Here is a 14921-nt window from a genome sequence, read left to right as displayed (position 1 = left end):
GCAAGATTCTGCTGGCCGTTGCCGTGCTTACGGTCGTGGCGATATTCATGACCCTGCGCCGTGGTGCCGAGCCGGCCGTGGCCGCCCCCACCGTCAGCAGCCTGAGCGTGGAAGTCGTCCAGGCGCGGCGGCAGGTCTGGCCGCAGCTGCTGTTCGCCAATGGAGCCCTGGCTCCCTGGCAGGAAGCGGTCATCAATGCCGAGACCGGCAACCTGCGCATCGCCAGCCTCGAAGCCGACGTGGGCAGCCGGGTGAAGAAAGGCCAGTTGCTGGCAACGCTGGCCTGCGATGCGGTACTGGCCGAAGAGCGCAAGCAGACAGCGCTGGTCGCCCAGGCCGTGGCGAATCTGGAGCAGGCCCGGTCCAACGATCGCCGGGCCAGGGTCGTCGGCCAGGGCGGGGCCCTGTCGGAGCAGCAGCGCGAAGAGTATCGGATCAAGGTGGCCCTTGCCGAAGCCGACCTGGCCGGCGCCAGGGCTGAATTGCAAAGTACCCGGATCCGCTTGCGGCAGACGCGGATCGTGGCGGTGGACGACGGCATCGTTTCCGCCCGCACGGCATTGCTCGGCAAGGTGGTGGCGGCCGGCGACGAGCTGTTTCGCCTGGTGCGCGACGGCCGTATCGAGTGGCAGGCCGAGCTGGACGCCCGTCAGTTGGCCCAGGTACAGCCCGGGCAGGTGGCCCGCCTGACCTTGCCGGGCGGGCAGAGCCTGGAAGGACGGGTGCGGCTGGTGTCGCCCACCCTCAACACCAAGACCAGCCGGGCGCTGGTCTACGTATCCCTGCCCACCGACAGCCCCGCCCAGGCCGGCATGTACGCCAGCGGCCAGATCGAACTGGCGGCCCGCGAGGCCCTCACGGTACCGGATACCGCGGTGATCCTGCGTGACGGCCGCTCCTATGTGTTCACCCTCAACGATGACATGCGTGTCGTCCAGCGACCGGTAACGGTGGGCCGGCGCCTGCAGCAGGCCGTGGAGATCCTCGGCGGCCTGGATGAGCCGGCCCGTATCGTGCGCGCCGGCGGTGCTTTCCTCAACGATGGCGCGAGCGTGAGCCTCGTACAATCCCAGGTTGCCCAGCCATGAATGTTTCTGCCCTGTCGATCCGCTATCCGGTCCCGGCCGTCATGCTGTTCATCCTGCTGACGGTCCTGGGCCTGCTGGGGTTCGGCAAGCTCGCCATCCAGGATTTCCCCGACATGGACCTGCCGGTGGTGATGGTCAACGCATCGCTGGAGGGCGCAGCCCCCGAGCAACTGGAAACGGAGGTGGCACGCAAGATCGAGGACAAGCTCACGTCCCTGCGCCTGCTCAAGCATGTGACGACAGTGATCACCGACGGCGCGGTCAGCATCAGCATCAGTTTCGACATCGACAAGGATGGCAACGAGGCGCTCAACGAAGTGCGCAACGCGGTGGACAGCGCCATGCCGCAGTTGCCGGCCAGTCTGGATACGCCCTCGGTTTCCCGGCTGACCACCAGCGCCTCGCCGCTGCTCACCTACGTCATCGAATCCGATGCGCTGGATGAAGAGGCGCTGTCATGGTTCGTCGATAACGAGCTGAGCAAACAGCTGTTGTCGGTACCCGGCGTTGCGCTGGTGTCGCGGATCGGCGGGGTGGACCGGGAAGTGCAGGTCAATCTCGACCCGGCGTTGATGGCAGGCTTGGGCATTCGCGTCGCGGATGTCGCTGCGCAACTGAGGGCGATGCAGAAGGACAACTCCGGTGGCCAGGGCAACCTGGGCAGTGGCCAGCAAGCCGTACGGACCCTGGGGGCCATCGACGACCCGGCCGCCCTGGGAGCCATCGATATTCCCAGCGGGGATGGCCGCCTGCTGGCGTTGAATCAGCTGGCGGATATTCGCGACACCCATGCCGAGCGCAGCAGCCGGGCCTTTCGCGACGGCAAGCCGGTCATCGGTTTCCAGGTGACCCGGTCACTGGGCTTCTCCGATGTCGGCGTGGCCAATGACGTACGCAAGTCCATGGCCGGTTTCGTGGAGAAACACACCAATGTGCGGATCGTTGAAGCCAGTGACACGGTCAAGGCGGTGCTTGCCAATTACCATGACTCGATGAACCTGCTGTACGAGGGCATGTTGCTGGCGGTGCTGGTGGTCTGGTGGTTTCTGCGGGACTGGCGCGCCACCCTGATCGTCGCTACGGCGCTGCCGTTGTCGATCATTCCTACCTTCGGCGTGATGTACCTGGCCGGGTTCACGCTCAACTCGGTCTCCTTGCTGGCGCTGGCGCTGGTCATCGGCGTGCTGGTGGACGATGCCATCGTTGAAATCGAGAACATTGCGCGACACCTGCGCATGGGCAAGACGCCGCTTCAGGCGGCCACCGAGGCGGCGGACGAAATCGGCCTGGCGGTGCTCGCCACGACGGCCACTCTGGTTGCGGTCTTCCTGCCCACGGCCTTCATGGGCGGCGTGGCAGGCAAGCTGTTCCGCCAGTTCGGGGTGACGGCTTCGGTGGCGCTGCTGTTTTCCTTGCTGGTGGCCCGGGTGCTGACACCGATGATGGCGGCCTACTTTCTCAAGGCGAAAGCCGACGCCGAGCACGATGGCCCCTTGATGACCCGCTATCTGGGCTGGATCCATGCCAGCCTGGACCGTCGCAAGACCACGATGTTGCTGGCCAGTCTTTTCTTCATCGGCGCCCTGGCCCTGGTTCCGTTGCTGCCGACCAGTTTCCTGCCGTCCCAGGACGCGGGTCGCAGCAGTATCACGTTGGAAATGCCACCGGGAACAACGCTGGAGCAGACCACCGAGATGGCTTTGCAGGCCAGCGAAAGGCTGCAGGACATGCCGGACGTCAAACATGTATTCGTCTCGGTGGGCACCGCCAGCAACTCGGGCGCCGGGCCTGCCGGCATCACTGGTGCCGGCGATGCGGTCCTGACGGTGGATCTGGTGGCACGGGACCAGCGCGAGCTCAAGCAGGTTGAAGTCGAGGCGCAGATGCGCCAGGCCCTGCGTACGCTGGCCGGCGTGCGTATCAACGTCGGCGGGGATGGCAGCGGCGAGAAACTCAACATCGTCTTGGCCAGCGACGACGGCGATCTGCTGGAACGCACTGCCAATGCCCTGGAGCCGCAGCTGCGCGGCCTGCACGGGATCGGCAACGTCACCTCCAGCAGTGCCCTGCAGCGACCGGAAATCCAGATGCGTCCCAATTTTGCCCGGGCCGCGGAGCTGGGCGTCACCAGCCAGGACATCGCCGATACCTTGCGCATGGCGACCTACGGTGAATACTCCTCGCAGTTGGGCAAGATCAACCTGTCCCAGCGTCAGGTGGATGTGCGCGTGCGCATGGATTCGCTGTTGCGCGATGACTTGCGAAGCATCGATCAGTTGCGGGTGACTGGACGGGACGGCCAGGTGGCGCTGTCCTCGCTCGGGGAACTCAGCCTGGGCAGTGGACCGGCCCAGATCACCCGGCTGGATCGGCTGCGCAACATCACCTTGTCGATCGAACTCAACGGCCGCAACCTGGGCGAGGTCATGGCCGAGGCAAGCCAGTTGCCGGCCATGCGCAATCTGCCTCCAGAGATCAAGCCGGTGGAGCAGGGTGAACTGCAGCTGATGACGGAGCTGTTCGCAAGCTTCAGCCTGGCCATGGCCATCGGTGTGTTCTGTATCTATGCGGTCCTGGTGCTGCTGTTCCATGATTTCCTGCAGCCGGCCACCATCCTCTCGGCCTTGCCGCTCTCCCTGGGCGGCGCGCTGCTGGCCTTGCTGATATGCAATTTCAGCTTTTCCCTGCCCTCGGTCATCGGGTTATTGATGTTGATGGGGATCGTGACCAAGAACTCCATTCTGCTGGTGGAATACGCCATCATGGCTCGGCGTGATCACGGCCTGGATCGCTATGACGCCCTGGTGGACGCCTGCCACAAGCGCGCACGGCCCATCCTGATGACCACCATTGCCATGGGCGCCGGGATGTTGCCCACCGCGATGGGCATGGGCGAAGACCCGAGTTTCAGGCAGCCGATGGCCGTGGTGGTCATGGGGGGGCTGCTGACTTCAACGTTGCTGAGTCTGCTGGTGGTGCCGGTGATCTTCACGTACGTCGACGATCTGCTGCAATGGTTCAGGCGGCATACGCCTGGACTGGCGTCGGCAGGCAGGGTCGAAGAGGAAGCGAAAAGCTGAATCATCCCCCAACGTACCCGATGATGACCGGGCAGACATTGGGGGGAGAGGTTCAGACGGCCTGGCGAATGGGCGGAGCGCCGTTCCATTCAGTGCCCGATGGCGTAGCGTCCATCGAGTGCATCCAGCGAATGAGGGAGCGACGACCACCAATGCCCATCTTGATGGCTGCACGCTTCAGATAGCTTTCGACGGTATTGACCTTGAGGTTGAGTTGCTCGGCAAGTTCGGGCGCCGTGCGTCCCGCCAGCAGACCCACGCACACTTCGGTTTCACGCGACGACAGGCTCAAGCCGGACAGTTGCAGTCGATCGGCGAATCGCTGGCGCAACGCTTCCATCCCACCGTTCTCCGGGCCGTCCAGCGACAGGTTGGTGTCCTGCCGATGAGGTTCCGATGGCACCAGGGCGGCAACATGCTCTTCTACCATGGGCATCAACAGGCAGGAAAAGTCTTTCAGAAGGGCATGTTCCTGGGCGGTAAAGCCCTTGGAAAAAGGTGACCGATACACGGACAGGACATAACGGTGGCCATTTTTCCGTGTGGTCAGATGCAGTTGGGTCGTTGTGTTGTGGCCGGGTGCCTTGCCCGAGAGTTCACGCTTGAGCAGACATCGGGAAAAATTGGGGACCTTCTGTGCGGGCGCGTCTTCGAAGAGGATATCGTCGGCGAGGAAAAAAGGCTTGCTTGTATGGGTGTCCACTACAGTGTCGACACAGGTATTGTCCATGCCGACGAAACCAATGCTTGAAGTGCTGTGTTCAGCGATATTACTTGTGCCTATCCTTTGCTCGGTAATATGTGTTGCGTCGACCGGGATTTCCGTGAGTATCAGGTCGTGCAACATGCGAGGGAAGTGGCGGCTGCCGGTACTGGCAATGACTTTGCCAACATGCGGAAATAGTCTTTGCAGGTTCATCCTTTCTCCAATTTCATACCAGAAGTTTGATTTTATAGATGCAGCTCAGTGTGCATGTGTATTTTTGCTGGAATGTTTCGGCCACGGCGCATTTGGCCGATATCAATGGATTTATGGAGTGTGTCTGACGAACGGTTCGTCATAAGGAAAGGGTCGTAAACGCTCGCTTCGGCAATGGTGTTTTTTCTGAGAACTCCCTCATAAGTTTCGATGGAACATGGCAACGTGCCGTAGATGATCGTCTCGCCCTTCGAGCCCAGTGCCGTGTTGTGTCGTTCGATATTCCATCCGGAACGCTTGAGAATTTTCGCCATCGAAGTGTCGACGACAACTTCATAGGCTTCGATATCTTGATGTTGGGCAAACTTCAGCATGGTCAGGAAGAGTGCCGCGGTGCGAATGTCCACACTGGCCTGGGTCAATTCGCAGGTAATGGATCTGTCAGCGAAAAGTGCAAAGCGGGTGGCTTCCCATAAATATGTTGAGCGACGTCCGGACTTTTGGGTTGGAAGAATGAAACTCAAGGGGCCGGTCATGAGTGTCGGTTTGCTGGAAGGGCGAAGTCGAACACAACCGGTGACCTGCTGGTGCTGGATTGAATATATGTAAACTGCATCAGCGTCATCGTATTCATCCCATTCGTAATTGCTGCCTCGATAGCTTTCTATATCCCACTTCTTTCTGTCGATAAAGGCAGACTTGCGAATGGCCAGTATTTGTCCCAGGGTTTTGCTCGGAATACTCGAGTAGCTTGCGATACGAGTAGATATACCGAAAAAACGAAAGGTGGCCGGGGCGTAGTTCATGAATGAGGTTTCGTGGTTGTGGGTGGAGCTACTGTTAACTTTGCACTAGGGCATTTCAACTGTCCTAAAGTACAGTGCGTGGATTTATAGAGTGGATAGTCTAATTAGTTGCCAGATTGGTGATGTGGCAGTATTCCGGGACAAACTGAGTCGCTGCGCGAATTAGTATCGTCGTTAGTCCAAGAAAGTACAGGGAGGGAGTAGCATGCGAAGGGTCTTGACTTTAGTCCGCCAACTCAACATGAACGGCATTGGCGAGGAGGATTTCTTGACGATTACGCGACGGATTGGCTAAGTCGCTGATAGTATGTGGGCCGGAAAATTGACGCTCCAACAGTGCCTGGGTTGGCCTGCAATAAAAAGGTAATAAGGCTATGGGAGCGTAGTTTGGGAGACAACAAATGGGTAAAAGCTCACGCTGATAAGTCATACGTTTGAAAGTTTCAGGGCGGCAGTGGGCAAATCTAGTGTAATTGCTCTATGCTGGAAAATTGGTCTGATGTCATACAACCAAAATATTGATTTGTATGATCGGGCCTGTCCGAACCCGAAGAAAATGAGCCATTCTGGCTCCCTGGCATGGATGACCTTATGTCTTATATCGCGCTTTCGTTGATGACAGTCCTGTTGGTTCCTGGACCGACGAACTCTCTGTTGTTGCAAACTGGCATCAACAGGGGCTTGAACGCCCGCTCCATGAGGTTCGTTGTAGCGGAATGGCTGGCTTATATTGTTCAGATGACGATGTGGGGAGTGTTTATCGATCTTCTGATCACGGATCATTCCTGGGTGGTCATTGCCACCAAGATCTTCGCTGTCTGTTTCCTGTTCTATATCTCCCTGAAGTTGTGGTTTTCGGTAAAGGATCATTTACCTGGTACTTCGGCGGGCATCAGTGTGCCGGATCTCTTCGTGGCAACGTTGACCAACCCCAAGGGCTTGTTCTTTGTGTCTTTCGTTGCGCCGGCGGGAACATTCCTGTCCGTGAGCCACTACTTGTCTTTCATGTCATTGTTCACGGCCATTATCTTTCCGGTCGGGCTGACCTGGATAGCCATTGGAGCGTTCTGTGGAAGGAAACTGCATGCCATCGTTTCCGGCAAGTTCTTGAGTCGGGCTATCTCCTTGGTTATCGGTTTGTTCGCCTGTGGCATGCTCTTCAATATCGCATCGCAGGTGGGATTCGCCTGAATGGATTATGACCAAGCGCTGGCGTCGGACTTGGCAAAAGGCCGCCGCCAGGTTAGGGCAGGATAGGGGCGGGATTCAAACGAGGTTGAGTTGAACTGCCTTGATCATGGCTTGCTTGACGTTGACACAATCCATCTTCTCGGTCATCTGCTTGGCATGAAACTTCACCGTTCGCTCGGTGATGCTCATGATCAGACCTATTTCCTTGTAGTTCTTGCCTAATGAAAGCCAGCGCAAGAACTCGATCTCCCGAGGGGACAGCTTCAAGTTGCTTTCCATGGGGGCTTCCATGGGGCGATATTGGTTGGCGATTATACTGAGCGCCTTGATGATGAATAGATTGGATCGGACGATGATGGGGAAGTCCGGATCGTTCTCTTCGGAAGACAAGTGAAGTGAGCCGAATGCCCGTCCGGGCTCATGGATCGGTACGGTGAATCCCTGCTTGATGCCGTAGGACGCAGACTGATCGAAGATTTCCGGGTTGTCGATCTCCTCGGGAATTTCATTCCAGAAGAAGGGCGTCGCCGTGACGGCGGTATTGATCATGACCGGATCGGTCTTATAAAGGGCGTTCTTGCGATAGGTTTCAACCCATTCGGCTGGGTAGTTGCTATGGATCGAGATCTTGGAGCTGTTGAACGGTGTCGGTTCCACATGGACATAAGCGAATTTATCGATCCCCAGTTTGGAAAAAATCCAGCCCAGTACTGCGGTGTACTCTTCTTCGCTGGCGCCCGAGATGTTGTTTTCCACCTCTTGGATCAGATTGAAAAGATGGCTTGAAATAGGCTTGAGCATAATGAACGAGCTCGAAAACTGATGTAAGACTTGACGCAGCCAGGCGCTATACCTTTAGAGTCGCCAAATGGAAGTTGCAAGGATGCCGCGGGGCCGACATCAACAACAGGATCTGCCTGCTATCGGCAACGGTAATGTGGAGGGAGGTGGACTGGGCGAGGCTTCGCCGTGATTCACGGGGCGCTGCTGGGGAAGATGCTGCTGTTCTGTAACCCTATGGAATGTTTTTCTTGAACATGGGGCCGACATCATTTGCCTCCTGGCCTGTACAGCCTCACATCCATCAGCAAGTGAGGCCGTCGTTAAACTACTCGTACTGAAACGATTAACTGAAAGACAGTATAGACAGGTTTCCCGGGACGGCCAGCCAGATTAAAAAAGCTTTAATATTCAGCCGCTAACGCGCTCTTGAGGAATGGCGCCGTACGACTTTCCGGACATTGGGCCACCTCGGCCGGCGCTCCGCACACCACGACTTGCCCGCCCTGGGTTCCGGCGCCCGGACCGATGTCGATGACCCAGTCGCTCTGGGCCACGACCCGCATGTCATGTTCCACCACGACCACGCTATGGCCGTCATCCACCAGGCGATTCAACTGCACCAGCAACCTGTCCACGTCCTGTGGGTGCAGCCCGTTGGTGGGTTCATCCAGCACATACAGGGTGGCCCCTCGGGCCTTTCGCTGCAGCTCTGTCGCCAGCTTGATGCGTTGCGCCTCGCCGCCGGACAGTTCGGTGGCGGGTTGGCCCAGGCGCAGATAACCCAGTCCGATATCCTGCAGCACTTGCAGCGAGCGCCGTGCCGACGCCTGTCCGGAAAAGACTTCGAGCGCCTGATTGACGGTCAGTTGCAGGACCTGCGCGATGTCCAGGCCTTGCCAGCGTACCGCCAGCGTCTGCCGGTTGTAGCGGGCACCGTGGCAGGTCGGGCAGGGGGCGTACACGCTGGGCATGAACAGCAGTTCGACACTGACGAAGCCTTCCCCTTCGCAGGTTTCGCAGCGTCCCTTGGCCACATTGAAGGAGAACCGTCCGGCGTCGAACCCCAGTTCACGGGCCTGTTCGGTCCCGGCGAACAATTTGCGCACGTGATCGAACAGGCCGGTGTAGGTGGCGAGGTTGGAGCGCGGCGTGCGGCCGATGGGCTTCTGGTCCACCCGGACCAGGCGCTTGATCGCATCGAGGCCCGCACTGACATGCCCGCCACTGGTTTGCTCGGGTTCGTCTTCCAGGCTTCGTTCGTCGGGCTCGGCGTCCTGGCCGGGTTGGCCCAGGTGAGCGCCGACCAGGTCCAGCAACGCCTGGCTGACGAGGCTGGATTTGCCCGAACCGGAGATGCCGGTCACGGCGGTGAAACAGCCGAGGGGGAAGGCCGCGCTCAGGTTGTCGAGGTTATTGCGGGTGATGCCTTCCAGGCGCAGCCAGTCGCTGGGTGTCCGCGGGGCGTGCGCAGCCTGGGACCGCTCGGCGAAGAGGTAAGTGCGGGTGCGTGATTGCGGCACCTGGCGAAGGCCGGCGGGCGGGCCGCTGTAGAGGATCCGGCCGCCTTGTTCGCCGGCATCCGGCCCGACATCGACGAGCCAGTCGGCGCGACGCATGGTCCCCAGGTCGTGTTCGACCACGAATACCGAGTTGCCGGCGGCCTTGAGCCGCTGCAGCGCGTCGAACAGGGCTTCGCTGTCGGCCGGATGCAGGCCGGCTGACGGTTCGTCCAGCACGTAGATGACCCCGAACAGCTGAGAGTTGAGTTGGGTCGCCAGGCGCAAGCGCTGCAGCTCGCCGGAAGAGAGCGTTGGGGTGCTGCGCTCCAGGGCCAGGTAACCCAGGCCAAGGTCGATCAGGGTGCCGATGCGCTCCAGCAGTTCGGCAGCGATGCGTTGGGCGGCCAGGCGCTTTTCCAGGGACAGGTTGGGCGTGTGGCGCGCATCCGGCCCTCCTGAGTGCGGATTGTCACCTCGGGCGGCGCGTTGCTCGCGCGCCTCGCGGGTTTGCCGGTGGGTGAGGACTTCGCCCGGTTCTTCGGCCTGCTCCAGATAATCGGGTGCGGTGACGCGCCTGAACACCTCGGCCAGCTCCAGCAACGGCAGGTGCGACAGCTCGGCGATGTCCAGGCCGGCGAATGTCACGCCCAGCGCCTGGCGCTTGAGACGCTTGCCTTCGCACACGGGACAATGGCTGGCGCGCATGTATTGCGCCACGCGCTTGCGCATCTGAGCGCTCTGGGAGTGCATGAAGGTATGCAGCAGGTAACGTCGGGCGCCGCTGAACGTACCCTGGTAGCTGGGTTCGAGCTTGCGCTTGAGGGCGGCACGGGTCTGGGCAGGCGTCAATCCGGCGTACACCGGGACGGTGGGGGTTTCTTCCGTGAAGAGTATCCAGTCGCGCTGTTCCTGGGGCAGGTCACGCCAGGGAACGTCGACGTCGTAGCCCAGGGTAACCAGGATGTCCCGCAGGTTCTGGCCTTGCCAGGCCATGGGCCAGGCGGCCACGGCCCGCTCGCGGATGGTCAGCGAGGGGTCCGGCACCATGGAGTCTTCGGTCACTTCATAGACCCGCCCCAAGCCATGGCATTGCGCACAGGCACCCTGGGGCGTGTTGGGGGAAAAATCCTCGGCGTAGAGCATGGGCTGATCGGCCGGATAGCTGCCGGCCCGGGAGTAGAGCATGCGGATCAGGCTCGACAGGGTGGTGACACTGCCCACCGAAGAGCGCGCGCTGGGGCTGCCCCGTTGTTGCTGCAAGGCCACCGCCGGCGGCAGGCCGTCGATGCTGTCCACGTCGGGCACGCCCACCTGGTCGATCAGGCGCCGCGCGTAGGGCGCGACGGACTCGAAATAGCGACGCTGGGCTTCGGCGTAGAGCGTGGAAAAGGCCAACGACGACTTGCCTGACCCCGACACGCCGGTAAAGACCACCAGGGCATCGCGGGGGATATCGACGTCGACATTCTGGAGGTTGTGTTCGCGGGCGCCACGCACCCGGACGAAACCGGTGGATGGCGATGAAAAGGCGTGCGCTGGGCCGGAGCGTGGGGGCATGAGGGGTCCTTGTCGTGATGTGCGCACCTTAACGCGTCGGCGCTGCTCGACGAAACTGCTGCGCCGAATGAATGCAACCCGGCTCACAGATGAACGATGCGACCGGCTCCAGCCGTTTTAGTGCAATAAGAATTTACTCCGGATGAAAGAGATGAGAAAAGCTTCTCAGTTTCCCCATGGATATGGATCCTTCATGCCTCGATCGAAATTCTTCACTACGCTCTTTGTCGCGCTGATTGTCGGCGCTGGCCTGTGGTACATGTGGATGATCACCAGCGCCAAGCTGGAGTGGGGCGGCACCAGCCCCGGCCAGCAACAGCTGGGCGCCGTAGCGGATACCCGGCACCGGGCCGCCTCCCAGTACTGCACAGGCGTGGTGGCGACCCCCCAGGGCACCTGGCTGGTCGCCCGTCTGAACGGGGATGCCGGGCAGGTCGAGGCCTCCGCCGATGTGGTGGACCTCGATGCGCTGGTGCGCGGCAAGTCCAATGACGAGCCTGAGCCGGTGGGCTCCGGTGCCTTCGCCTACCTGCTTTCCGGCAGGGAAAAAGAGACCTCTTTCATTTCGCGCCTGGACGCCCAGGGACAATTCCAGTTGGTCGCCCACGTAAGCGCCGCCGCCTGCCTGGTTGCCAGTCCCGATGGCGCCAGCGTCTTGCTGCTCACCGGCCTCGACCGGCCGGAGGCCGGATCCGGCGACAGCGTCGGCCAGACCGTGGTCTTTCGCAGCGACGATCAGGGCAAGCGCTGGACCTGGCTGGAGCAGGGCTGGTTTCCCAAGGCCGATCAAGTGGCCTGGAACCTGAAGCCGTACTTCCATGGCACGGATGAAGTCTGGGCCTGGGGCACCCCCAGCGGCGTCGACAACGAGAGTGGCGAAGATGCGCCAGGCGCCATTTCAACCGGTGTCTACTATTCCGCCGATCGCGGCGACCACAGTACGCCGGTCATGGCGGCCGAATCGCTGCTGGTCACCAGCGAATATGTTCGGGTCAAGCGTCCGGATGTCTTGCAGTGGCATACCGATGCCGGCACCTATGGCGACATCCGCACCCATGTGATCCAGCTGGACCCGCAACGCGCGTTCATCTGGGTTTCCCAACGCTTCTGGGGCAGCAACCCCGACGGCGAGGGCGCCCACATCGCCTTCAACGTCACGACACGGGCTCGATTGCAGCGCAGCACCGGTCAATGGCAGGTCGTGGATACCCAGCGCGACGACAAGCTGTTCATCGCGGCCTTGGCTCAGAACGCCGACGGGCGGGTGGCCGGCCTGGTGGACCAGGAGGAATCCGGACGACACGTGATCGCCGAGCTGGATACCGCGACGCTGGCCTGGCGTCCCCTGGGCGAGCTGCCCAGCGTGTTCGCCCCCCTGGCGTCGCAGAGCCGGCTGCGCGAGGGGCATTTCTATCTGGGGCAGAACAGCCTGCTGGTCAATGTCACCAGCGAGCACCGGCCACCGCGCTGGCTCTATTGGTGGTCGGATGCGAGCATTTGCGCCGATGGGGTGTTCTATTCCCGGGACTGGGGCCGTTCCTGGCAGCGTCTCGCCATCGGCGGCTACCTGGGCATCCTGGGTTTCCAACCGACGCAGGATCGTGTGATCTGGGCCAAGGGCAACTGGTACGACAATAACGATCAAGGCATCTACTCCTACAGTCTTGCGCAGGACTGAACGTCTGCGTCGGGGCGAGAGGTACCAGCCTCTCGCCCCGTGATGCCCGCCAGGCAATTTTTTTCAAGTTGATTTCAATCAAGGGCGCCGGATAGAGCGGCTCCTACCATGATCGCCACGATCCCGTCTCAAGCCCTGGCGTTCATGACCCGTTCCTTTGCGTTCTCGCACCTCATCCGCTTCTGGCTCAACGCATTCTTCATTCTGCTGGCCCTGTGCGCGGGCTTCGCCCAGGCCAGGGATTACGGCGAAATCCAGCGACAGCGTATCCACCATGTCCTGGGCCGGACCGATTCGGTGTCCGAGCCCCAGGGGCCCTTCAAGGTGTGCACGCTCTCGACGGCCGGCAAGGTATCGGGCTATGTGTTCCAGAGCCTGGATGTGGTGGACATTCCCGCCTACTCGGGCAAGCCGATCAACGTGCAGGTGATTCTCGACCCCGCCGGTGTGATCCTGGATGCCTATGTGCTGGAGCACCATGAGCCGATCCTGCTGATCGGTATCGCCGAGGAGAAACTCCACGGATTCAGTGCCCGCTACAGCGGTGTCAAGGTCAATCAGCGGGTCGTGGTAGGGCATTCCAGCGACCCGGATGCGGTGACGGTGGACGCCATTGCCGGAGCCACCGTGACGGCGATGGTGGTCAACGAAGTCATCATGCGTGCCGCCCATGACGTCGCGGTGTCCCTGGGCCTGGTCAAGGGCGATGCAGGCCTGGCCGTGGCGCCGGCGCGAGTGCGCGAGGACGTCTACGAGCCCGCCGACTGGAAGACCCTGGCCGGCAATGGAGCGGTGCGTCGGCTGCACCTGACCCGCGACCAGGTCGACGCTTCCTTCAAGGGGACCGCCGCCGAAAAGGTCGAAGCCGCCAGTGCCGAGCAGGCGGGCGACACCTTCATCGATCTGTACGTCACTCACCTGAACCCGCCCACCATCGGCCGCAACCTGCTGGGCGAGGCGCAGTACCGCGCGCTGATGAGCGAGCTCAAGCCTGGCGAGCAGGCCATTGCCGTGATGGGCAGCGGACGGTATTCCTTCAAGGGCTCGGGTTATGTGCGCGGTGGGATCTTCGATCGGGTGCTGTTGCGCCAGTTCGGCGACACCATCAGTTTTCGCGACATGGACTTCCAGCGCCTGGATGATGTGGCTGCCGAGGGCATGCCCGAGTTCGATGAAATGGCGATCTTCATCGTCCGTGCCTCCCACCGTTTCGATCCCGGTTCGCCCTGGAGCCTGGAGCTGCTGGTGCGCCGCCAGACCGGGCCGGTCAGTGGACTCTTCAGCAGTTTCGAGCTGGCCTATCGATTGCCCGAGGCGTACCTGGAAAGGCCCTTGCCCACGGCCGCGCAACTGGCAGCGGCCGAAGAAGCCCGCCGCCCCCTGTGGCTGACCCTCTGGTACCGCAAGAGCGTGGAAATCGTCGTGCTGGCGGTGGCCTTGCTGGTGCTCACGATCATCCTGTTCTTCCAGGACCCGCTGGCCCGCCGGCCCAGGCTTTTGCATTGGGTTCGTCGGGGTTACCTGGTCTTTACCGTGGTATTTCTCGGCGGCTATGCCTTGGCGCAATTGTCAGTGGTCAATGTGCTGACCTTCGTTCATGCATTGTTCGAAGGTTTCCGCTGGGAGCTGTTCCTCACCGATCCGCTGATCTTCATCCTGTGGGTGTTCACCGCGGCCAGCCTCCTGCTGTGGGGGCGCGGGGTGTTCTGTGGCTGGCTGTGTCCGTTCGGCGCGCTGCAGGAACTGATCAACGAGCTGGCGCGCCGGTTCAGGGTGCCCCAGTACGAGCTGCCTTTCGCCGTGCATGAACGGTTGTGGGCCATCAAGTACATCATCCTGCTGGTGCTGTTCGGCGTTTCGCTGGAGTCCATGGCGACCGCCGAACGCCTGGCGGAGGTCGAACCCTTCAAGACCGCCGTCACCCTCAGGTTCGACCGCCAATGGTGGTTCGTGGCCTATGCCGCAGGCTGGCTGTTGATCAACCTTTTTACCCGCAAGGTCTATTGCCGCTACATCTGTCCGCTGGGGGCCGCCCTGGCCATGCCGACCCGCCTGCGTCTGTTCGACTGGCTCAAGCGCCGCAAGGAGTGCGGCAATCCCTGCCAACTGTGCGCCAAGGAATGCGAGATCCAGGCGATTCATCCCGACGGCCGGATCAACGCCAACGAATGCCATTACTGCCTCGACTGCCAGATGACCTGGCACAACGAAAACAAATGCCCGCCGCTGATCAACAAGCGCAAGAAGCGTGGCAAGGCGAGCGCGGCCGATCCGCAGCTGATTCCCGTGGTGCAGGCGCCCTGAGGCACCCCGATGGCCT

9 protein-coding genes are annotated in these 14921 nt (G+C 61.1%); 5 read left to right on the top strand and 4 right to left on the bottom strand.

Going from position 1 to position 14921, the window contains the following annotated elements; all coding sequences use genetic code 11:
* The first annotated feature begins 47 nt into the window (after positions 1 to 47).
* Positions 48 to 1088: an efflux RND transporter periplasmic adaptor subunit gene (locus AC1M7R_RS26660; protein ID WP_072398825.1), complete on the top strand. Its 1041-nt coding sequence runs from the start codon at positions 48 to 50 to the stop codon at positions 1086 to 1088.
* Positions 1085 to 4168, top strand: a complete 3084-nt coding sequence (locus tag AC1M7R_RS26655) for an efflux RND transporter permease subunit (RefSeq protein WP_072432099.1) — start codon at positions 1085 to 1087, stop codon at positions 4166 to 4168. The genes AC1M7R_RS26660 and AC1M7R_RS26655 overlap by 4 nt, the downstream gene beginning before the upstream one ends.
* A 52-nt stretch (positions 4169 to 4220) precedes the next feature.
* On the opposite strand, the gene AC1M7R_RS26650 is transcribed toward AC1M7R_RS26655, so the two are convergent.
* Both AC1M7R_RS26650 and AC1M7R_RS26645 read right to left on the bottom strand, forming a co-directional pair.
* The gene (locus AC1M7R_RS26650; RefSeq protein WP_072398816.1) at positions 4221 to 5087 is read right to left on the bottom strand and encodes a helix-turn-helix transcriptional regulator; all 867 of its coding nucleotides are present in this window, start codon (positions 5085 to 5087) and stop codon (positions 4221 to 4223) included.
* A 32-nt stretch (positions 5088 to 5119) separates the two neighbouring features.
* The gene (locus AC1M7R_RS26645; RefSeq protein WP_072398815.1) at positions 5120 to 5893 is read right to left on the bottom strand and encodes an acyl-homoserine-lactone synthase; all 774 of its coding nucleotides are present in this window, start codon (positions 5891 to 5893) and stop codon (positions 5120 to 5122) included.
* 591 nt (positions 5894 to 6484) lie between these two features.
* Here AC1M7R_RS26645 and AC1M7R_RS26640 point away from each other — a divergent pair.
* On the top strand, positions 6485 to 7084 hold the full coding sequence (locus AC1M7R_RS26640) for a LysE family translocator (protein WP_072398824.1): 600 nt from the start codon (positions 6485 to 6487) through the stop codon (positions 7082 to 7084).
* Between the two features lie 75 nt (positions 7085 to 7159).
* Here AC1M7R_RS26640 and AC1M7R_RS26635 read toward each other — a convergent pair whose 3' ends face one another.
* Together AC1M7R_RS26635 and AC1M7R_RS26630 are read right to left on the bottom strand one after the other, a co-directional pair.
* Positions 7160 to 7885: a helix-turn-helix transcriptional regulator gene (locus tag AC1M7R_RS26635; protein ID WP_072432097.1), complete on the bottom strand. Its 726-nt coding sequence runs from the start codon at positions 7883 to 7885 to the stop codon at positions 7160 to 7162.
* Between the two features lie 383 nt (positions 7886 to 8268).
* A complete protein-coding gene (locus tag AC1M7R_RS26630) occupies positions 8269 to 10923 on the bottom strand; it encodes an excinuclease ABC subunit UvrA (RefSeq protein ID WP_103894828.1) in 2655 nt (884 codons plus the stop codon).
* Positions 10924 to 11116: 193 nt separating this feature from the next.
* Between AC1M7R_RS26630 and AC1M7R_RS26625 the strand changes: the two genes are divergently transcribed.
* Positions 11117 to 12601, top strand: a complete 1485-nt coding sequence (locus tag AC1M7R_RS26625) for a hypothetical protein (RefSeq protein WP_072459460.1) — start codon at positions 11117 to 11119, stop codon at positions 12599 to 12601.
* 144 nt (positions 12602 to 12745) lie between these two features.
* Entirely contained in the window at positions 12746 to 14905 is a 2160-nt protein-coding gene (gene nosR / locus AC1M7R_RS26620; RefSeq protein ID WP_490610501.1) for a transcriptional regulator NosR, read from the top strand.
* The last annotated feature ends 16 nt before the right edge of the window (positions 14906 to 14921 follow it).

This window comes from Pseudomonas sp. MS01C9 (assembly GCF_058202755.1).
Note: the sequence above shows the minus strand (reverse complement) of the source record. Positions and strands in the feature narration are given on the sequence as shown.

What these genes read in the sequence shown, in the direction of transcription:
- AC1M7R_RS26660 (WP_072398825.1), top strand. Translation starts at nt 48, where the DNA reads ATGACCCTGCGCCGTGGTGCCGAGCCGGCCGTGGCCGCCCCCACCGTC.
- AC1M7R_RS26630 (WP_103894828.1), bottom strand. Translation starts at nt 10,923, where the DNA reads ATGCCCCCACGCTCCGGCCCAGCGCACGCCTTTTCATCGCCATCCACC.
- AC1M7R_RS26640 (WP_072398824.1), top strand. Translation starts at nt 6,485, where the DNA reads ATGTCTTATATCGCGCTTTCGTTGATGACAGTCCTGTTGGTTCCTGGA.
- AC1M7R_RS26655 (WP_072432099.1), top strand. Translation starts at nt 1,085, where the DNA reads ATGAATGTTTCTGCCCTGTCGATCCGCTATCCGGTCCCGGCCGTCATG.
- AC1M7R_RS26645 (WP_072398815.1), bottom strand. Translation starts at nt 5,893, where the DNA reads ATGAACTACGCCCCGGCCACCTTTCGTTTTTTCGGTATATCTACTCGT.
- nosR (WP_490610501.1), top strand. Translation starts at nt 12,746, where the DNA reads ATGACCCGTTCCTTTGCGTTCTCGCACCTCATCCGCTTCTGGCTCAAC.
- AC1M7R_RS26625 (WP_072459460.1), top strand. Translation starts at nt 11,117, where the DNA reads ATGCCTCGATCGAAATTCTTCACTACGCTCTTTGTCGCGCTGATTGTC.
- AC1M7R_RS26650 (WP_072398816.1), bottom strand. Translation starts at nt 5,087, where the DNA reads ATGAACCTGCAAAGACTATTTCCGCATGTTGGCAAAGTCATTGCCAGT.
- AC1M7R_RS26635 (WP_072432097.1), bottom strand. Translation starts at nt 7,885, where the DNA reads ATGCTCAAGCCTATTTCAAGCCATCTTTTCAATCTGATCCAAGAGGTG.